Source organism: Bacillus sp. DC4300-2b2 (assembly GCF_049895685.1).
GTDB lineage: Bacteria > Bacillota > Bacilli > Bacillales > Bacillaceae > Bacillus > Bacillus safensis.
Window position 1 is genome coordinate 602,125 of sequence record NZ_JAFCSW010000001.1, and the last position, 20,236, is coordinate 622,360.

The 20,236-nt window shown below is 41.0% G+C and carries 22 protein-coding genes and 1 pseudogene; 4 read left to right on the forward strand and 19 right to left on the reverse strand.

The features are described from left to right. Positions 1-188: 188 nt before the first annotated feature. Positions 189-2,258, forward strand: coding sequence for a transglycosylase domain-containing protein (locus ACP69X_RS03110; RefSeq protein ID WP_041087785.1), 2,070 nt, complete (start codon positions 189-191; stop codon positions 2,256-2,258). Between the two features lie 125 nt (positions 2,259-2,383). On the opposite strand, the gene ACP69X_RS03115 is transcribed toward ACP69X_RS03110, so the two are convergent. Both ACP69X_RS03115 and ACP69X_RS03120 read right to left on the reverse strand, forming a co-directional pair. Then, entirely contained in the window at positions 2,384-2,902 is a 519-nt protein-coding gene (locus ACP69X_RS03115) for a YwhD family protein (protein ID WP_039182196.1), read from the reverse strand. Positions 2,903-2,914: 12 nt separating this feature from the next. Further along, positions 2,915-3,571 (reverse strand): site-2 protease family protein, encoded by a 657-nt coding sequence (locus ACP69X_RS03120; RefSeq protein WP_241768934.1) that lies wholly within the window; start codon positions 3,569-3,571, stop codon positions 2,915-2,917. 113 nt (positions 3,572-3,684) lie between these two features. On the opposite strand from ACP69X_RS03120, the gene ACP69X_RS03125 reads away from it, so the two are divergent. Beyond that, positions 3,685-3,870: a 2-hydroxymuconate tautomerase gene (locus tag ACP69X_RS03125; protein ID WP_003214939.1), complete on the forward strand. Its 186-nt coding sequence runs from the start codon at positions 3,685-3,687 to the stop codon at positions 3,868-3,870. 51 nt (positions 3,871-3,921) lie between these two features. On the opposite strand, the gene ACP69X_RS03130 is transcribed toward ACP69X_RS03125, so the two are convergent. From ACP69X_RS03130 to ACP69X_RS03145, 4 genes are all read right to left on the reverse strand, one after another. Next, positions 3,922-4,734 (reverse strand): zinc-dependent metalloprotease, encoded by an 813-nt coding sequence (locus tag ACP69X_RS03130; protein WP_073978853.1) that lies wholly within the window; start codon positions 4,732-4,734, stop codon positions 3,922-3,924. Positions 4,735-4,958: 224 nt separating this feature from the next. Further along, positions 4,959-5,459 carry a YwgA family protein gene (locus ACP69X_RS03135; RefSeq protein WP_041087778.1) on the reverse strand — a complete coding sequence of 167 codons (501 nt, stop codon included), beginning with the start codon at positions 5,457-5,459 and terminating at the stop codon, positions 4,959-4,961. A 30-nt stretch (positions 5,460-5,489) separates the two neighbouring features. Continuing rightward, the gene (locus ACP69X_RS03140; protein ID WP_007497716.1) at positions 5,490-6,791 is read right to left on the reverse strand and encodes an HD domain-containing protein; all 1,302 of its coding nucleotides are present in this window, start codon (positions 6,789-6,791) and stop codon (positions 5,490-5,492) included. A 170-nt stretch (positions 6,792-6,961) separates the two neighbouring features. Continuing rightward, positions 6,962-7,183: a DUF1450 domain-containing protein gene (locus ACP69X_RS03145; RefSeq protein WP_003215259.1), complete on the reverse strand. Its 222-nt coding sequence runs from the start codon at positions 7,181-7,183 to the stop codon at positions 6,962-6,964. 242 nt (positions 7,184-7,425) lie between these two features. Here ACP69X_RS03145 and ACP69X_RS03150 point away from each other — a divergent pair, with 242 nt between their 5' ends. Further along, a complete protein-coding gene (locus ACP69X_RS03150) occupies positions 7,426-8,235 on the forward strand; it encodes an RsfA family transcriptional regulator (RefSeq protein WP_034281253.1) in 810 nt (269 codons plus the stop codon). Between the two features lie 32 nt (positions 8,236-8,267). Here ACP69X_RS03150 and ACP69X_RS03155 read toward each other — a convergent pair whose 3' ends face one another. From ACP69X_RS03155 to ACP69X_RS03165, 3 genes and pseudogenes are all read right to left on the reverse strand, one after another. Beyond that, positions 8,268-8,501: a DUF5970 family protein gene (locus tag ACP69X_RS03155; RefSeq protein ID WP_041087773.1), complete on the reverse strand. Its 234-nt coding sequence runs from the start codon at positions 8,499-8,501 to the stop codon at positions 8,268-8,270. Next, positions 8,498-10,774, reverse strand: coding sequence for a glycosyltransferase (locus tag ACP69X_RS03160; RefSeq protein WP_305960523.1), 2,277 nt, complete (start codon positions 10,772-10,774; stop codon positions 8,498-8,500). The genes ACP69X_RS03155 and ACP69X_RS03160 overlap by 4 nt, the downstream gene beginning before the upstream one ends. A 103-nt stretch (positions 10,775-10,877) precedes the next feature. Next, a pseudogene (locus ACP69X_RS03165) lies at positions 10,878-11,159 on the reverse strand (tetratricopeptide repeat protein); the annotation flags it as partial. Between the two features lie 470 nt (positions 11,160-11,629). Between ACP69X_RS03165 and ACP69X_RS03170 the strand changes: the two are divergent. Next, positions 11,630-12,475 carry a hypothetical protein gene (locus tag ACP69X_RS03170; RefSeq protein ID WP_073978849.1) on the forward strand — a complete coding sequence of 282 codons (846 nt, stop codon included), beginning with the start codon at positions 11,630-11,632 and terminating at the stop codon, positions 12,473-12,475. Positions 12,476-12,546: 71 nt separating this feature from the next. Here ACP69X_RS03170 and ACP69X_RS03175 read toward each other — a convergent pair whose 3' ends face one another. The 10 genes from ACP69X_RS03175 to ACP69X_RS03220 all read right to left on the reverse strand — a co-directional run bounded on the left by ACP69X_RS03175 (position 12,547) and on the right by ACP69X_RS03220 (position 20,226). Further along, complete coding sequence (locus ACP69X_RS03175; protein ID WP_426052412.1) at positions 12,547-13,392, reverse strand: lipoate--protein ligase family protein; 846 nt, start codon at positions 13,390-13,392, stop codon at positions 12,547-12,549. Between the two features lie 235 nt (positions 13,393-13,627). Further along, positions 13,628-14,023: an SMI1/KNR4 family protein gene (locus tag ACP69X_RS03180; protein WP_041087768.1), complete on the reverse strand. Its 396-nt coding sequence runs from the start codon at positions 14,021-14,023 to the stop codon at positions 13,628-13,630. A 354-nt stretch (positions 14,024-14,377) separates the two neighbouring features. Further along, the gene (locus tag ACP69X_RS03185; protein ID WP_411264125.1) at positions 14,378-14,647 is read right to left on the reverse strand and encodes a hypothetical protein; all 270 of its coding nucleotides are present in this window, start codon (positions 14,645-14,647) and stop codon (positions 14,378-14,380) included. A gap of 115 nt (positions 14,648-14,762) precedes the next feature. Then, the gene (locus tag ACP69X_RS03190; protein WP_073978847.1) at positions 14,763-15,104 is read right to left on the reverse strand and encodes a hypothetical protein; all 342 of its coding nucleotides are present in this window, start codon (positions 15,102-15,104) and stop codon (positions 14,763-14,765) included. Positions 15,105-15,120: 16 nt separating this feature from the next. Beyond that, positions 15,121-16,821: a T7SS effector LXG polymorphic toxin gene (locus ACP69X_RS03195; RefSeq protein ID WP_426052413.1), complete on the reverse strand. Its 1,701-nt coding sequence runs from the start codon at positions 16,819-16,821 to the stop codon at positions 15,121-15,123. A gap of 11 nt (positions 16,822-16,832) precedes the next feature. Beyond that, a complete protein-coding gene (locus tag ACP69X_RS03200) occupies positions 16,833-17,111 on the reverse strand; it encodes a YwqI/YxiC family protein (protein WP_426052414.1) in 279 nt (92 codons plus the stop codon). Between the two features lie 4 nt (positions 17,112-17,115). Beyond that, entirely contained in the window at positions 17,116-17,514 is a 399-nt protein-coding gene (locus ACP69X_RS03205; RefSeq protein ID WP_041088604.1) for a YwqH-like family protein, read from the reverse strand. Positions 17,515-17,689: 175 nt separating this feature from the next. Then, positions 17,690-17,956: a hypothetical protein gene (locus ACP69X_RS03210; protein ID WP_041087759.1), complete on the reverse strand. Its 267-nt coding sequence runs from the start codon at positions 17,954-17,956 to the stop codon at positions 17,690-17,692. A 13-nt stretch (positions 17,957-17,969) separates the two neighbouring features. Then, positions 17,970-19,304, reverse strand: coding sequence for a TRAP transporter large permease subunit (locus tag ACP69X_RS03215; RefSeq protein WP_039182254.1), 1,335 nt, complete (start codon positions 19,302-19,304; stop codon positions 17,970-17,972). Between the two features lie 46 nt (positions 19,305-19,350). Further along, complete coding sequence (locus ACP69X_RS03220) at positions 19,351-20,226, reverse strand: NAD(P)-dependent oxidoreductase (RefSeq protein WP_041087755.1); 876 nt, start codon at positions 20,224-20,226, stop codon at positions 19,351-19,353. Positions 20,227-20,236 lie beyond the last annotated feature (10 nt).

Genomic DNA, 20,236 nt, shown 5'->3' on the forward strand with positions numbered 1-20,236 from the left:
CTATTGTTAGCGCCTTTTATCGGCTTTGACTATATCGATTGTCCAAGAAAAAAGTATAGTGGATTCATATCAAATTGTAAAGAACCGCATGAGTTCTCTTCATTTTTTAAAGCGCTCCTGCAATCGTTTGTTTAAAACGGTTTTCTTTGTTCCATACTGATAAAAAACCGTCAAAATGGGGGCTTTGCATGGACACAATCATGAGTAATAAAAAAATCCGCATGACCGTGAAAACGATTCGAGCCTGTTTTTTTATCGGCTTGCTCGCTTTTCTATTTGCAGGCACTGTCTTTTTGACGATTCTATTAATAGCTAAATGGCAAGGTGCCCCTTCTGTTCAAGTTCCCCAATCCACGACCATTTATGCAGCTGACGGGTCAAAGCTTGGAGAATCCAGTTTTGGAGAAAAGAGATATTGGGTGCCATTAAAGGATATGTCTCTTCATATGAGACAGGCAGTTGTCGCTGTTGAGGATAAAACCTTTTATGAGCATCATGGCTTTGATGTGAAACGGATGGCGGGTGCTGCGGTGGCCGATATTCGTGCCATGGCAAAGGTACAAGGTGCCAGCACGATCACCCAGCAATATGCACGAAATCTGTATTTAGATCATGATAAAACGTGGAAGCGGAAGTGGAATGAAGCCTTTTACACGATTCGTTTAGAGCAAAACTATACAAAAGATGAGATTTTAGAAGGATACTTGAACACCATTTATTATGGTCACGGAGCGTACGGTGTGGAAGCAGCGTCACGTCTGTATTTCGGGAAAAAAGCAAAGGACTTAACCCTCGCTGAATCTGCCCTGCTTGCCGGTATCCCAAAGGGGCCTTCTCTCTATTCCCCTTATGTGAATGAGGAGAAAGCCGGCGCAAGAAAGAATATGATTTTGAGACAAATGCAAGAGGATGGCATGATTACGAAAAAAGCAGCCGATGACGCTGTAAAAGAAAAGCTGTCCTATCGCCCTTTGCAGAAGAAGCAGATGCAAGCAAAGCAAGCCCCGTATTTTTATGACGATGTGATTCGAGAGCTGAAACAAAGCTTGGGGTTATCAGAGGAACAGATCGAAACCTATGGACTTCATATCCAAACGACCCTTAATCCAAAATTACAGAAAATCGCGGAAAAGACGTTAAAAAACACGATGGCTTCCAAATCAGATATCCAAATTGGCTTTGCCGCCATCCATCCTCAAACAGGGCATGTACTTGCCCTCATAGGTGGGAGAGATTATGAGAAAAGTCCATTCAATCGGGTGACACAAGCAAAAAGGCAGCCCGGTTCAACCATGAAACCCCTTCTTTATTACATTGCCTTGCAAAACGGGTTTACACCCGCAACCGTCATGCGCAGTGAGGAAACGGTGTTTGAACTGGATGATCAAGGCAGCGGTGCGGCTTATTCACCAAGCAATTATCACGGCTATTACGCCAATGACGGCATTACAATGCTACAAGCTTTAGCGCTGTCTGATAATATTTACGCTGTAAAGACCCATCTATTTTTAGGAATGGAGCAGCTTGTACGTGCTGGCAAGACATTTGGAATCAAGGAGAAACTAGACCAAGTACCATCTCTTGCTCTAGGCACGTCTCCTGTGAAACCCATTGAAATGACCAATGCTTACGCCATGCTCGTCAATGGCGGAAAACGAGTCAAACCAACCTTTATTACGAAAGTAACCGACGCAAAAGGCAATGTGCTTTTTGAAGAGAAACAAAAACGAGAACAAATCCTCGATGAAAAAGCAGCCTTTGTCACTACCGATATGATGTCAGGAATGTTCAACGATCAATTAAACGGCTATACAAGTGTCACTGGCCGCACCATTATAAAGGACCTTACACGAACATACGGAGGGAAATCCGGGACAACAGGAGCCGACAGCTGGATGATCGGATTCTCTCCCCAGCTTGTCACAGGTGTATGGACTGGCTATGATAAAGGCCGCACCATTGACTCAGTCGAAGAAACGGCCTATGCGAAAAAAATATGGGCTTCCTTTATGGAATCCGCCCTCTCGAAGCAGCCAGCCTCCTCCTTCATGCCGCCTGACGGTGTCAAAGGGGTATATATCAATCCAAAAACTGGCGATCTCGCAGGACCAGGATGTGAATCAAAGGTATTCACCTATTTTATAGAAGGAACAGAGCCGACAGGTGTCTGCTATGGTGCTGAGGACAAAGCCTCTGAGCAGGAACCAGTTCAAGATCAAAAGCCAAAGAAATGGTGGGAAAAGTGGCTGAAACGTTAAAAAAAGACATGAAAAACCCCGAGATCTGCATCTCGGGATTCTCCATGTCCTAGCTTTAACACCAGTTTACTCAAAAAACGGATGGATTTGGTAGTGATCCGCCATTCTTCACAAAAATTTCACAATTATTCAGGGACAGCCAATCCTTCTTTTAATTCATCTGTCGATGCGTCCCATAGTGCTTCATTGTGACCCTTTAAGAAATCAGCCAGCACCTTTTTGGATACGTCATCCATATGACTCACGACGATTTTTCGCTTCATCGATTTATCCATTAAATTCACATGCTCTGGAAGTGACTTATACCCGCGGCGAATCGAACGGTCAACGGTCATTTCACAAGCCGTCACACCTGCATAATAAGGGCCTTCTTCTCTGCGGTCAATCGTCACCCATACGAGCCAATAAGGCTTTCCGTTCGGTACCTCTTCTTTTGTTTTCAAAAATTTAATTCCTTTTTCGACGGCACTTCTTGCATGCATGGCACCAATATCAATGACAGCTTCTTTTTCCTCTACATCAATGATGACTGGCGAGATATTATCAAGGCTGAGTGCACCTGCCCCAAAGCCTCCATGTCCGTCGGTTGCATCTGTTTTTTTAATGATGTTAAAACCAATTGGTTTCTTCTTTTTACCTTCCATTCATTAAACCTCCTAAAGCAGCGGCTTCAAAATAAGATTAAACCAGTATATGATTTGATCCCGCATTCCGATCAATGGACCAAACACAAACTGACCCAGCGGTGTGATCACGAATATGAGAAAAATAATGATCCCATATTGTTCAAATTGCGTCATTTTCGCACGAATACCAGGACTGACGACGTCCTCAATAATTCGATACCCATCCAGCGGCGGAAGCGGTAATAAGTTAAATAGGAACAAGATGACGTTTAAGTTAATAAAGATTAAGAAGAAATTATCGACTCCCGGCTCAAAGCGCATGATCCATTCTCCGCCAAACTTCTGAAGAAGCACATACACAAGAAAGCCCAAAAACGCCAGCACTAAGTTACTTAATGGCCCAGCAATGGAGACACAAATCCCTGCTAAACGCGGTTTTTTAAAATGGTAACGATTCACTGGTACAGGTCTCGCCCAACCAAACCCGGCCACAAAGATCAAAATCGTCCCGAAAATATCGAGATGCTTCAGTGGATTTAACGTCAGTCTCCCTTGATTCTTAGCCGTCGGGTCTCCGAAACGGTACGCAACATATGCATGCGCCAGCTCGTGCATCGTAAATGCAACAACAAGCGTAATGGCGACATATGGAATAAGTTCTAATGGATAAACAAGAAATTGGTTCAAAGGCATGAATCCCTCTTTCTTTCTATACAATGATTTACTTCATTCAGTATACTATAAGAAGTCCCTTAAACTAAAGGGAAGCGTAGCATTAAAGGAAAAAGGAGGTTTTCGCCATGCCGATTGTCACCGTTCAAATGCTTGAAGGAAGAACAGACGAGCAGAAAAGAGCGCTTGTGGAGAAAGTCACTGATGCCGTTGTGGAAACAACAGGCGCAGGTGCAGAAAAAGTATCTGTCATTATTGAAGAGATGAAAAAAGAACACTATGCCGTAGCAGGAAAGCGAATGAGCGATCTGTAAGCATATAAAAAGGACAAACACTCTATTGTGTTTGTCCTTTTGTCCTCTTTCTTATCTGTACCAAGCTTTATTACGGTTCACTTGATTTTTATGAGCCGCATCAAAGTAGTCAACTGTGTAGGAATAATCATAATTCATTAAGCAGACAATGCCGCTTCCTTGAGGGTCATGCGGTAAGCCAAAGTTATGGCCGTATTCATGTGTAGCCGCTTTTGCTGTATTCGCTGTTCCTTGGTCAAGGTTCACGGCGAATGCACTTCCGCTTGGTGCACTATTGTAGACATAAGCGATTCCGCCAGCATCAAAGTTTGGATTTGCTGTAAATCCAGTGACAAAGTCGTATCCTCTGCCATCAAAGCTGCGCGCAAGGTTGGAAAGAATTTGTGATGAATTTGATCCCGAAGACGTCCAAGATCCTACTGCTTGTACGACAAAGTCCACATCATGATCACGGTTAAACGTGACATCTGCTTGCTCGATGATGTTGACAATCCGTGTTTGCCAGTCACTATATTTCGCACGATACTGCGCATCAGCAACCGCATAGACAGTGACCTTCTGACTGCCTGTACTTGCTTTTGTTGAAATAGAATCTCCTGTATTAGCCTTAAAGGTTCTCGAGCCTACCTGCTTACCAGACTCATCTAATACCTTTGTTGTCACATCTCGTTCAATTGGAGGTGCTGTCGTCAAATCTTTAAAATTGTTTGCCTTTGGCAACCCCTCACCAATATGGGTTTCGAACGGCGCATGACCATGATCATGCCCATGACCCGCACTCGCTACTGGTGCTGAAGCTGAACTTACTCCCGGTAACAAACTACCTACCAATAAAAATGACAAAAAGACTGAACGCTTTTTCATTCCTATCCCTCCTTTGTTTTTCACAAAGTTATATATTCACTGAAAATTCACCATTTTCCTTCTCTTCAGTCAAAAACAGGGAATTAGATGCACAGGAAGAAAGTCGAATTACGTCATTTTCACTAATTTTTCGGATATTTTGAAACACATTTTATCGAAAAATAGCGCTTTTGGTCTGGGTCTTATAAAACAAAAAAAGCCCTGAAATTCGGGCTTCTGTTCAACTAGTTCAATTTCTTCAACTGATCAATATAAGCAAGGGCAGCCTCAAATTCTTCGTCCGTATAACGCTGCTTGCTTTTAATGGTGAAGACCTTTTCCTTTATCTCATCTTCTGGCAGGTCATCAAAATATAAAATCGTTGAGACAAGCTCTAGGAAACGGGAAGATTGCTCGTTCATCTGCTGCGTCAGCGCTTTGAGGTCAGGCATGTCCACTTCACATTGATCGAGAAACTCTTTCCCATTGTCCGTCAGCGAATAGCGATATTGATAGTATCCGCCCTTTTTTTCCTTCATTTCGTCCAAGAATCCAAGGTTGCACAGCTCTTCAATTCTGAGCGTTAACTCCTCTGAATAGGGGCCATAAAAATGAAAATCGTATTTCTCGTAAAAAGGCAAATCTAGCTTTTTTGCTATGTAAATCATCTTTTGCAGCTTCTTCCGTCCAACGATTTCCCCTGATTCAGAGAATACCTTCATCAACTTTGCATGCTCTTTCAACAAATTCCCGACATCTCCTTTTTCAGTACTTCTTTATCCCAAACCAAGCAGCTTCATGATCGCCTTCTTTTCTTCAGCTTTTTCCGACATATCTACAATTAAGTCCATCGGGAAATAAAGTTTATGATCGGTTCTTCGTTTACCGGAAATGGCGTCAACAATATCTGACTGTCTCGACAGTTCTTTAATATGACCGCTTTGCGTCAAAAGGTGAATTGGCAGCCTCTCTTCTTCCTCTCCAGGTCTATAAAAGTCATAGGGCAAGTCAGAAGACGAGTCGACCACTAAATAGTAGTCAGGATCAATTCCTGCCTCCTTAAACAAGGCGGTCAGCTTGAAATATTTCGTCATTTCTTCATTTGGATTAAACTCTGTATATTGGAATAATCGGCGGTTCATAAAACGGCGGCACAAATCGGCCAGCACGTGATCTTCTTCATCTTCCCACGCCTGAAAATAAAATAAGACAATGGATTCATCCAGCTTAATATAGTCCTCTGTGGTGACATTCCCCTCAAATATTGAGTAAAAATGAACTGGGGCATGTGTAAAAATATAACCCGTTTCATGCAGCTCTTTTGCACGATGAAGGATTTTTGTTAAAATGACTTCCGCACTGCGTGTCACCGGGTGGAAATAGACTTGCCAGTACATTTGATAGCGGCTCATAATATAATCTTCTACCGCATGCATTCCGCTCTGCTTCATCACAATCTGATCTTCTCTCGGACGCATCACACGTAAAATACGTTCCATATCAAAGTGGCCGTAGCTGACGCCTGTATAGTAGGCATCACGCTGCAAATAGTCCATTCGGTCGGCATCGATTTGACTTGAGATCAAACTGACCACCTGTTTGTTTTGATACGTTTTGGCAATGACTTCAGCCACATGCTTCGGGAAATCATCACTCACCCGGCGGAGCACTTCATTGACTTCCGTCTGCCCTAAAATAATATCTCTTGTAAACGATTCATGGTCTAAGTGGAAGACCTTCTCAAAGGAATGAGAAAATGGACCATGTCCGAGGTCATGAAGCAAAGCAGCACTAAGGACAAGCTCACGCTCTCCTTCATCCCATTCAGGCCGCCCTTTAAACACATCATCCACAATTCGTCTCACAATCTCGTATACACCGAGTGAATGATTGAATCGACTGTGTTCTGCACCATGAAACGTCAAATAAGTAGTTCCTAGCTGTTTAATTCGTCTCAGGCGTTGAAATTCTCTTGTTCCTATTAAATCCCATATTAATGCGTCCCTTACGTGAACATAACGGTGCACAGGATCTTTAAATACCTTTTCCTCAGATAATTTACCTTTTGGATACGCCATCGTTTCGTCCCTCTTTTTTTAAGACGTGTTTCTATTATATCGGGTAACTTTTCCCGAAAACATCCTTGAATTTGCTGGTGAATGTGTTCTCAAAGATTGCACGGACGTAAAAAGCCCGACCTGACAGGGACGGACCTCTTTTTAGGTCGACTGAACACATTCAGTGACATTTATTTGACTTTTTTTTGAACCTTTTCGAGTAATTCATCTTCTGTTGGTGCGGATAATGGGCGATTGTTCACAAACGCAAAAGCCTTTTTTCGTCCTGGACCACAATAGGATTGACAGCCAATCTCAATTTTTGCATCAGGGTCAACCGATTTGAGTCGAGGCAATAACGTCTTTAGGTTCGTCGCATCACAATCGTCACATACGCGAAACTCATTAGCCATGGTCTTACGCTTCCTTTCAATGATGATACTTCATTCTATATGAAACAGTTGGACAGCCAATCGTGAATAATATACCACCCAACATTGTACATCGAAGCGGCTGGACTTGCAAGACGCTTTGCCGTCCCAATGACGCGCTTACATAAAAGCTAGTATTTTCCACTATCCTTTTAGCAAACTTGTATAAACCTTCTTGAACTTGGCTAATCTAATACCATCAAATCATATGGGGGTTTAAACACATGTCAAAACAAAGACAAGATGCTTGGTCAGAGGAAAATGATCTCCTCCTGGCAGAAACCGTCTTACGTCACGTCAGAGAGGGCAGTACGCAGCTAAATGCGTTTGAAGAAGTAGGAGACAAGCTGAACCGCACCTCCGCAGCATGCGGATTTAGATGGAATGCTGTCGTGAGGCATCAATATGAAAAAGCGTTGGCACTTGCCAAAAAACAGCGAAAACAACGGATGCGCGCACTCGGCAATGGCCAACCTGCGAAAAAACGATTACTTTATCAGCCGCAAGTAGAAGAAACGGTCACTCAGGAGGAATTCTCACAGGAATTGGAGCCAGCAAAGGAAGAAACATTTGCACCAGCTGCTGAAACTGCCGAACAGCTTCAGTTTGTGGATCAAAGCTACAATGAAGAGTTAGCTAGTTTATCACATTTATTGTCACAGGCTTCTCCTGCCCCAAATACCGCAGAGAAAAAGCCGGAAGCAAATCCATTTAGGCAGCATCAAGAATTAACCATCGACGATATCATTGATTTCTTACGCCGTTATGAAGGCGATGGTCAGCAATCCACTGCCTTACGTATGGAAAACAGCCGCTTAAAACGAGAAAACAATGAGCTTTCTCATAAAGTCTCGCAGCTAGAAGCTGAAGTGAAAAAGCTTGAAAAGGATCAGCTCACGATTCAAGAAGATTATGAAACACTCGTCAAAATCATGAACCGTGCAAGAAAACTAGTTTTGTTTGAAGAAGACGATAGTGCCGCACCAACCTTTAAAATGGACCGGAACGGCAACCTCGAAAAAATGGCAGAATAACAAAAAGTGCTCCCCGCCTCGGGAGCACTTTTTTAAATGCCCAAAAATAGCATCGCACTAAAAAGGACATTGATCAAAAACACGAACATAAAAATATACTTGACCTGCCTTACTTGAAAATCACCAAACATAAAAATATAAAGACCTGCGATGCCAAGTGTCAGTACAGGCTGAAGAAATGGCACTAAAAGCGAAATGCCGTAGCCGGCTCCCATGATGACAGGAAGCCATAGTAAATAGAGGTAACCGCCATTTTTGGATTTCAAGAAACCACTCCCTCTCTTTCTTCTATCTGCTTGATTTCAGGCTGAACAAACTTGAGTCCGGCTATTGTGCGGCCGCGTTTTTGTGATGTCCAAACCACAATCGCCGGCTGCTCTGTCAGAGATTCTGTATCAATGGTGATTAGCACTTTGTCATGTAATTCAATTGAAGCTTCAGACTCGATTTTACACCCAGATAAACTAATATCATGTATGTTCACCGGCACCTTCTCTTTTAACCGGTCCTCATAGACTAGCGTGCCTGCCACACCTTGCAATGGTCTTCTCATCCATTTGCGCCGAATAGCCTTTGGTACTTTCTCCGTTTCTCTTACAAAGCGGAGAAATGTCCGAACAGCATAGGATTTTTTCTCACGATCCGTTATCGATACGTGCTCTCGTGTGAATAAGAAGCGGATCAGTGATAGGTACTGTGATTTTTCTGTGTCAGTAAAAGCCACACCAACCATCAGCTTGTCTCCCTCCGGATGACTCCAGACCACATCACATGCCACACTTTCATTCTCTGAAAAGAATAAATGCATTTGTCCTTGATTTAGAGAAGAAGCTTGATCCATTGGAATGGATAGACGCGCACCTGAATCACTCATATCTAGTAGAAAACAAGCAATCGACTCATCTTGATGATCAGAACGGAGCTGCCCCTCTTTTTCAATGACAAACCGCTCTGATTTTCGATAACGCGGACGATCAAACGCCACAATGAGTGCCATGAACAGGCCTGCACCGTTATAAAGTACCCAAAAAATATTAATCAACGTGAGATCAGCATTCATCGTCCCATTTACCTTCATATCGTATCCTATTTTCACAAGGACTAGCAATGAGAGGAGCAAGAAGATCAAATGAGGAATCATCGTTTTCAAATGAAAATGTCTCTTGTCCGTTTGAATTCCCTTCGGTGTGACAAGAAATTCAACCCTCTTCTTCAAAAACAGCTCACTTAAAGCCACGCCAGCCAGATGGAATGCCATAGAGCTTTCGTAAATATGACTCCAAAACATACTTCTTTTTTGATTCGACACCAGTTTAAACGCTAAATACGAACTAAAGAACGCCGGCAGCCAAAACATGAAAATGGACTGAAAATCGGCCCAGAAACTTTGAATACCAAATAATAAAAACAATATCGGTGTAAGAATGTAAATCATTTTAAACAAACCGTTAAACCAATACACAATGCCATCTAAATAAAGAACGCGCTGCATAAGCGTTAAGCCGCGAACCTTCAATGGATTAAACTTACGGGCGCACTGAATGTTCCCTCTCGACCACCGGTCTCGCTGCTTTAACAGATCAAGCCAGCTTTCAGGTGCCAGACCGACAGCTAATACCTCTCCGACAGACACAGATTTGAACTTCCCTTGGAGAAGCATTCCTGTCGCCATGTCTTCTGTAATTACCCCAGTAGCAAATCCGCCAATTTCCTCTAATGCTGTTCTTCTAAATACAGTATTACTCCCGACATACATGACCGCATTGAATCGATCTTTACCAGCTTGGAGGGTTTGCATGAAGAAGTCCTGCTCATTTGGAATTCGATCCTTCGAGAACATATTATATTGGAAAGGATCTTCGTTATAAAACGCCTGTGGAACTTGAACAAATGCAGTCGCTCCATCATGAAAGTAAGGCACTGTCTTTTCTAAAAAGGCAGGAAGCGGGACCATATCAGCATCAAGTGTGAGAATCAGCTCCCCGTTCGTTTGAGACATCGCATGGTTTAAATTCCCCGCCTTAGCAAACTTGTTATCTGTTCTTGTCAGATAATGAACACCAAACTCAGAAGCAAGCTGCTCTACAGACTCCCTCTTGCCATCATCACATAAATAAATATGGACGCTGCCTTTTGGATAAGACAGATTCAAACAACCTGCAACCGTGCGTTTTAGCACTTCAATTGGTTCATTATATGTAGCTATGAAAATATCAACTGTTGGCAGCCTTTCAAGATCACTGATCATGACTTGTTTCCGATTTGAAGGCTTCCAAACAAGTGTATAAAACACAAGCAGTTGTAAAAATCCAATACATTCACAGGCAACAAGCAAGATGCCCATTATCATATTAAATGTACCTTCATGCGGCAGTGTAAAGAAAAGACGCCAGCAAATATATGCGGCATTTGTTAACACACAGAGCACAATGATGATTTTTTTAATCGTAGAGGCCATCGGCTGAATACGATACATCACATACAACAAAGACAAAACACAAAGCATAAACAGCGGGTAATACGTGGTGATGAATGACAATACATTTTCCTTCTTTCTTACGCCATAAATGACTATTACATATAAAATTTCATAACAAAGGAGGGGATTCTTCCATTACATTGCCCCTCCATTTCTATATAAATCATTTCCACAAGCTATCTAACTGATTTGAATAAAAATCAATCGCTTTTCGATAACTCAAAATAGCAGGATCGTTTGTCGTCTCAGTTAAACAGTTCAGTAATATTTCCATCGCTTTGCTATGTTCCTTCAAATTATACAAAGTCATGGCATAAAACGTTTGAATGGCTTTATTATGCGGATAAGCTTCCATCGCATGCAGGAATATCTGTTTTGACTTTTCATATTCCCCTAAGGTTCTGTATGTACTTCCTAATCCTAGTAAAGCGTCTGCTAGTTCTTCTCCTAGCTATTTAATTCATCGAAGGAGCTAAAATCCTATTAAATCCAATATTATATATGTCTCGCATGAAAATAACGGCGTACTGGATCTTTAAATACTTTTTCCTTAGACTATTTCAAATTTTTGGATTATCCATCGTTTCTTCTCTCTTTTTTATATTTCTATTATATCGAATAATTTTTTTCGAAAACAGCTTTAAATTTGCAGGTGAATGTGTCCATAAATAGCATCACACTTTAACCAAAATTACGAACATAAAAAGATAAATACCGGCATTGGCCTTGCCGGCTCCATGAGGAAAGGAAGTCATAGTAAATAAAGGTAACTGATTTTTTGGGACTTCATCACAACTTCTCCTTTTTAATCATCTGCAACTAATAAACTAAAAAATTAATTTATTTGAAATAATGTTAATTTATAACAAAAAATACCGATATACATATTAATAATTAAAAGGGAGTTGTTAAATATTGAGGAAAATATTATTTGGGTTAGTGACCATTATTTTATTAAGTACTATCTCCTTTAACGCACAAGCAGCAGATGAGCCAAGTAATTCAATTGAATTAAAAAGAAGTAATGCTTTTTATTCACCAGATGAAGCTATGACAATTATTACACATGCAGAGGATCGACGATTGTATAAAGTCTCTCTTGGCATGAATAAGACAGAAAAACTAACCCTTCGCTCTTCTAAAACATTTGATGTCAAAATTACTAATCCTAATAGTGAAATCATTTCAGAAAGTAGAGGAATAGGAAGAAGCACGATTAATGAAGAAGGAACAGCTCAAGTTGAATTCCCAACGGATACAGTAGGAGATTATTTAATTTACATTGAACCTTCTGATGATAAAAAAAATCAATTTCCCTATGAATTAAATGTTACTGTAGGTATGCCTGTTTTATACCCTATTCCGGCCTCCTCGGTTATGGAAAAAAGGATTACGCTTAATCAAGCTTCGATTACGTCATTTAATAAAACTAGCTCGCTACAATATTTCGACCTATCCAATGACAGTTCAATTCCGAATAATAGCTACATAATAGAAGTTAGAACTGATGGTCCTGACAGCGGTCGAAATTCATTAAGTTTATATACATTGAAACGAAGTATACGTCCAAATTCTAGTATGACCTGGATTAACACAACGTACCCTAATTTCAAAGTTTACCCAGCTTATTATCCAAATGGATCATGGAATCCTGTTAAACAGAAGTATGCTTTCCGAATCTCTGCATTAACATTTAATCAACCTGGAATATACACTTTTGATCCTAACATTTATATTGGCTATAAAGTTGAATTAAAATAATAGAGATAGATCGACAAAATGACTCGATTGTTTTGTCGATCTAAAATATATTTAAAAAATTTACTTCTCCTTCACGAAAACACCTTTTCATTCCGCTCAATCATCCGCGTCATGTTTTTCTCAAACTCTAGCTGTTCCTCGGTGGTCAGTCCTGAAGCTGTCAGTTGATCGCTCAGCCTTTGGAGTTCTTCTAGTAAAAGACGCATGAGAAGCGCACAGTCAATTGGTTCTCCAGTTAATTCTGATAGGGATGCCATCGTATCAGGCTGTATATCAGGGAATATCGCTTTCACCTCATGTCGTTTATCCTTTAAGGCTACCTCATAAAAACGGCGAATCAAATCAGCTCGTTTTCGACCGCTTCCATCAGCACACAAATAAATTTGCACAGCGACCCCACCGCGTAATCTACGCTGAGAAATGCCTGCAAATTTCTTTCCGTTGATACTTAAATCGTAGCTGCCTGGACAATATGAGCCAACAATTTCATAGGCTTCAATGTCCACCTCATACATCGACAGCATCCGGCGGATCAATTCCACCATCGCATCATACCCGCGGTCAATATCAATGCCCTTCTTTTGTTCAGCAAAGATTAAAGACACATTCAGTACACCTTCATCCAGCACCACAGCAAGACCACCTGAATTGCGCACAATTACGCGATAGCCCTCTTCCTCAAGCAGCTTTACGCCATCTTGGAGGAATGGAAGTCTTGTATCCTGAATACCAAGCACAATCGTATTGTGATGCACCCAAGAACGGGCTGTCGCTGGTGAGAGTCCCTTCCCCACCGACGCGCAAAGCGTATCATCCATCGCAAAGGATTGCTTTGGGTCTACATAGAGACCTAGGCTCGATTGATCTATGATTCGCCATGTCGGCTGTGTCAATAACTCAATAGGTTCATTTTTCATGTCCTGCATATCCTCTCGTTCATAAACTGTGTTTATTATAACATGGAGGGAGAATGAGAGAGAAAAAAGCTCTATGACAAGGAACGTCACAGAACTTTTCAACTGGATGCTTTGGTTTTCTTGTTCTTCTTTTTGAGATGAAATAAATAGCTGCAATTAAAACGACAGGAACCCCAACCATGAGGCATGCAGCGATCAATGTATTCCACGGCAAATCGATCATCTCCTTATTAGACTAAACCTCTATGAAACAGCCCTCATTTACCCAGCTCAACAAGTCTTCAGCGACCAATTCCGCATGCTGAGGGTCCATCACACCAGCATCGACGATCCACACTTTTTTCTCCTCTTCTGCCAGCCGCATGAGAAGTACTCGCCCGCCGCCATCGTCTCCAATGGCTACATAGCCGCTGGCATAATGATGGACTTCCCACGTTGCATTGCGTTCCATTATGTCCTCAGTTCCGTATAGCAGAACATCGCCTCCAACAGAACATCCATTTGTCTGTTTCAACAATTCCTTATAAGCATGGGGCAGCACCATGTTTAACTGGGATTCTGCCTCATTGATATGTATGTCACTTGCTGGTTTGTTCACTTGCAAATTTAGGATTTGAGGTAAATTGAGCATTTTAAGTGCCTCCTCTATGTTAAGCAGCTGATTTTTTCATGACCCTTTTATACAAACGAAGGAGCATCTTTAAAAGAAAATAGAACATGACCACATCGAGTATAAAACCCCACAATAGAAATTCAAAAGCATGATGTCCGTGCAGAACTAGCCAATTAATAGGGAAACCGCGATAATCAGCATCTGAGGAAGAAACTCCTCTCATCAAAGCTGTTCCTAGACAATCAGAATACTGATACTTAATAGCCAGTTGGATGTTGTATTGTGTTGTTTATGTTCCATAGGCATTCCGTTCTCTGTTTTGCTGTCCAATACAAGTCTTGATTCCAGTACTACAGACAGCCGTCCTATCTATTACAGCATTTCTTTAAGCAAACTCTCTGCTTTATGTAATTCATCTAGAAAGGGGTTTAGATAGTCATTATAACTATCCAAATAAGCTCTCACCCCGCCAATGATAAAAATCTTTTGGAAATCTTCATTGTTCTGAATGATCCTTTGTGCATCCTTATATCTTTTGTATATTAATTGGAGAACACCTTGATTGATCTCTTGTGAATATTCTTTTTCTAGAATGTTGATGACCGATTGGATTTGTTTCGTTAGGTGTTGTTTTTTGTTCATTGAACGCTCCTTTTTTCGGCGTTTTGTTCACAAACAAAGCTGAAGCTCCAATCTTTATAATGTGAATATAGAAAAGCCCCTCTTACAAAAGGCTTTGGTTTTAATTTAAAAATGTCTATTGTTTTTCGTCTAGGGCTGAACCCCATAATTTATGACCGTTTGCTAAATACACTACATTGGGTGGATCATCATAAAGGGATATTTCCACTAAAGATCTTCCTTCTTGTTTCAACCAATCATATACTCTGCTATCTTTATTTGGAAATGACATTATGTTCTGAACTCTAAAAGCAACGGCATAATATTCATAGTAATTGATATCATCATCATCTAAACCATTATCTGTTTCGTAAAGCGTTTCTGGTTTACCTATAATCTTTAGTCCACTTTCCCATTCTAATCTCAGTTCTTCCCCCCCATGTTCATCTAATGTTTTTATTAAAGAGTTATATTCCATAAAATTCACCTTTTTTCTATTCTAATGGTTTTGCAGGGACTATATGAGCACCATCTTTTGAATAATGTATTGTGCCTCTGGTTGTCTCTATATATTTATCAGTTTTCATATCATATGTTTTTCCTATCTTTTGACCAAAATCTATAACTTCTCTTCCATTTTTTAAAAATTCGCCTTTACCAGCATATTTATCCAGCAATTCTTGTGCCTTTTTATTATCTCCGTAAAAAATGCTTTTCTTTTTTCCATTTGCTACTTCTTGCTTGTAATTTGGTGTTTCTGGAATATGTTTTTCTTGAGCTCCTGATTTTACTTTTGCTGGGAAACCATTTACTTCACGGTAAGGTCCTTTAGGTACGGATTGTTTTCCGTAAGCAGGTGTTTTAACCCTCTTCACATTCTTCCCTTGATCCAACCTAAAAACATATTTCCCAACCTTCACTATTTTCGTGATTGGGATGATAGAGGCTGCGGATAGGGCTCGGTCTGTGCTGCTGATGTTTTGGCTGGTTTCTGGGTCTTTGCCAGTAACGGCTCGGTAGCCGTCGTAGATGCCGCTGTATTCTAGGATGATGTTTTCGGTGGTTGAGACGACTTCACCGTCTAATATGCGTTTAGCATTGCCACGGCTGCGGCTTTCTGGAATTTTGTCGACTTCTTCTATTCTTATTTCGCCGTTTGCGATATACGTTCGGATGATTTGTTTATTGGCGTAAACGGTGTATCTTCCGCCAATAAAATCAATATCCGATGGGTCTGTGACGACTTCATCTGCGATGTCGAATTCTTTTAACTTTTTAATGCCTTTTACGTTGAATAGTTTACCATTTATGACCCTGATGTCTCTATGAATCTTGTTTTTCCCGTTCACGGCTTCCCTTTGCAATGTCGTAAGTGACGAATCGTTTGCTGTGATTTGTTTACTGATGTTTTTATGGGTGTCATTCCGAACAACCGTCTCCACATTCGCTTGTTGTTTCTCTTTTAGTTTCTTCAGCATGATGATCATTGGATTGTCTTTTGGGTTGTCTATTTTGTCGTTCAATCCACTGATGGTACTGTTCACTTTTTCTTCTTTTCCATCTTTGAAAATAGATCCCTTTTGATAGCTCGTGATGTCGATTTTAGGGCCGGTGAACATGGTACTTAAGGTATCTATGTATTGCTTCATTGTTTGAAGGGAGCTTTTGGTTTCATGTAAAGCATTTTTCTGCTCCCTGTCAAATGCATGAAGCAGACCAATGGTTTTTGAGGTCTCAAGCCATGCCTTTTGATAGTTTTGCTGAAAAGCTGATTCGTCTACACTTGGCAAGTGAACAATATGACCAACTCTGCCGATGGCGTGGTTTACCTCTGATACGATTTCAGAAATCGTACGTTCAGCTTTTTTTAAGCCTTGATCAAGATCATCTTCGATAAACGCTTGTGAGATAAAGCCGTGCTCGTTTGATTCTAGTGCGTGAAGAGCCTGCTTTATGTTTTTTAATGCAGCACTATATTCCTCAATGACGACCTGAAAGAATTGCAGGAAGGGAATATGGCATTCTGTATAGAAGGCGCGGATGGCTTGTCCTGCCTCTCCCTTTAGTGCGCCATCGAGTGAGATGATGTGATGGATTTGTTTCTCTATGGAGCTGATTTGCTGTGACTGCTGATTTAACGCATTCAGCGTTTGATCTATTCCATTTATTAGCGCAAAGGCGTCAAGGGTTTTCATTGCGTTCTCCTTTATTTTCTTTTACTAATGGAAGCAAGCGCCTTGTCCTTTTCAATCATGGTGTTCACCGCTTGTTCTGTTTGTACAAGCTGTTTCTGAAGGATGCCTATATAGGAGTTACTTAATTCGTTCAGCTGTTGATTGATTTTTTCTAATAAGTCTGCCGTCACAAGCTGATTTCTTCCTTTGATGGTTGTTGGAAGGGCTGCATTCATTTGAGCGCCTGATTGTTTTGCATGCTGTAATACTCGTTTGACCTGACTGGCATCTATTTTAATTTCTCTTGTCATGTGACTACCCTCTTTTTTCTTCCAGTTGTTTCTGCTTTTCTTTCTCTATTTTTCTTTCAACCGAATGAATTTCATGTTCTAACGAATGGATCTCCGATGTGACATCACTAATTTTCTCATCAATTCGATTTAATAGATTGGTTAGCTGTATACCTTTTATCTCCTGACTGGCGGAAGCCATTTCGTCTCGAATGTCATCAAACGTGTCTGCCAAATGGCCAAACCATGTTTGTGATGTCAGATCTGGATGAGTGATTTTCTTGCTGGCATCTGACAGGGTTGATTTTGCCTCTTTAATTTCTTTGCGGCACATGTTGAGTTCGATGATTTGTTCTTTTTTTATAGATATATCTGCCTTTAATGAATACAAGGCTGTTTTATAACCGATGATTGCTCCAGATATGGTCAAACACCTCTATCCCTTAAATAGTCCTCCGTTATGTTACCATTTACTAGAACAAGAGGCATATGATTGAAAGTGAATTGACCAAAAAATGAATCGTACGTATTGGGTTTTAATACCTATTTCTCGCGCGCAAAAAAGCTGAATTCATTTTCTGAATCCAGCTGTTTATTGCTTATTTGAGCGAATCACTCGCTGATGCTGATGGATGATCGCTAAATGAGGTGTCTTTCTTTTCAGGAATATAATTGAGAGAGAAACCAACAAGACTAAAAAAGGCACTTAACACCAGTGTTGGGTTTTTGAATAGATTCGTACTCGCAATAATCATATCTCCCTTTTGCAAGACAATCCCTAGTATTTGACCGAATACCAACAGGGCTCCTGACGTTAAGAACAGGACAAGCAGCACTTTAAATAATAATTCCATTAATGCTCTCATGTGTTTCTCCTTTCTATACTGGAAGTATTCCCATTCCGATGAGCCAGCCAATTCCCACGATCGGCAGCATATAGTAGAGAATCAGTGGTATAAAGGTTTTCTCAGGTTTGGCTCCTGCAAGACCAGAAGCAATGAAGATTGATCCTGATGCCGGCGGGGAGGCACCTTCTGTCGATGAAAAAGCAAGAATGGCGACAACAGCCACAACTGGATCCACTCCGACTGAGACTAAAGCTGAAAATGAGACAAGACCAACAGCTGTTAATGTGGCTGTTGAAGATAATGGTCCAGCCACCAGCGTGACAAGAATTCCCACAATGAGCACCATGAGCCATTTCGGAATGGTAAGTACTGATGTGATTTGCGTCAAATCTTCTGCCAATCCTAATTCAGCAAGCACCTGGCTTGCCGCAACAGCAAACAGCATCAAGGCACCAATCGTTGTAAATTTAGGAATGGCCGACTTGAAAAACTGAGACCAATCAAGTGCAGACGCCTTTTTCCTTCCAATCGTTAAACTAATCAACATCATGAGAATTGGAATCCACGTAATTAAAGAAATTTGATCCATTGCCTCTGGTCCGATGTTTGGATTACTTTTTAAGTAGTTTGCCAACGGACCTATTGTGATAATGATAGGAATCAAGGCACCGAAAAAAATAAAGATCGACTTCCACCCTTGTTTCACAGCTTCCCTAAAAGGAAGAATATCATCTGGCGGCATGGCCTGAATTTTATTCTTTTTCACCAGAATATACACCAAAATAAATCGGTATACGACTTGATACAGTCCTCCTATTAGAAGCGCAATATATAAATCTCCTTCAGATACAAGGGCTGCAATTGGTGCAAACCCCAGCATGATAAACATGGAAGAGTTCGGAGGCAGTGCTGCTCCAAGTCCGCCATTCCCTGCTAAAATAGTCGCTGTATGGGTTCGGCTCCAGCCTGATTTAATCATCCAAGAGGCCGTGATAGAGCCAGTGGCAGCTGTGTTCGCAGAATTTGACCCTGAAAGAGCACCTAAGACTGCTGAGCCTAACGTACTCATATAAGCCGCTCCACCAGGAAGTTTACCTACAACCGAATTTAAGATTCGCAAGAGTGCATGAATTAATTCCAGCTTTTCAATTAAATAAGCCATGAATACAAATGCGACAGCTGCATAGAGCACCTCATATGTGGATGCGAATTTTAATCCATCCCAGAAAAGTCTTAATGCATCCAATCCGCCAAATAATGTGGTTGCAATAAAGCCTAATAGCATGGCTTCTCCCATATTCCGTTTCACGACGACATTCCATATAATGATGACAGCTATGAATACAATCAACGCAATAAAACCCATATCGCTTTTTCGCCTCCCCTTTGTTAAATAAAACGCTTACAATTTATTACCCCTGCTGCATCACGTCAATGACTTCTTCCCAGCTGGCTGGCTTTTTCCCATTAAACCGTTCAACGAATTGAAAGTCTGCTAATCTCTCTAGCTTCTGTTGCGCTGCTCGAGACATGCTGGCATCAACCTCTGCTTCATCTAACATTTCAATAGAGCCAAGAAGCTCGATCGCTCGTCGTTTTGCATGTAATGCACTCCCTGTCACAAGACGGTTCATGGTCTCTTCAAAACTTTTGCTATCCATTGTATCGCTTAATGAAGAAATCACTTGTTGTTCCACATTATATTTTTTGGAAATTTCCAAAAATTCAATCATGAGACCAACGATCCCCTTCATATAAACGCTTCTGATCAGCTTTAAGGCAGAAGCATCTCCTGGCTGGTCACTGATTTTTGTGATATTCATGCCATAAGCATTCATTACTTTCATGAATTGGTCAGTTCCACTGCCGCTTGCCGTGATCGGAACCTTGTGTTTGTTGACTGGAAGAGGCCCTAGCATGGCAGCATCTACGAATAGAGCTTTTTGCTTTTCAATTTCATTGGCCACTTGCTTTTTGATGTCTGGTGTTGATGCTGACACATCTACATATAGTTGATTCTTTTTCAAACTTCCCGTTACAGATTGTGCCACTTCTAAGGTTTTATTCGCTGGCACAGCTGCAATGACAATATCAGATTTCTCAATGACTTCGCTGATACTGCTGGTTAATTGAACTCCTGTCTGCGATGCTTTCTCTTTCAACGCGCCAGCTAATTTCTCATTTTGTAATAGTACATCATACGCGTAAAATTGATCTAATCCTTCTGTTTTCAATCCCGTTGATAGCTCATATGCTGCTTCTCCATAACCGATAAACCCTATTTTCATCACCGATTCT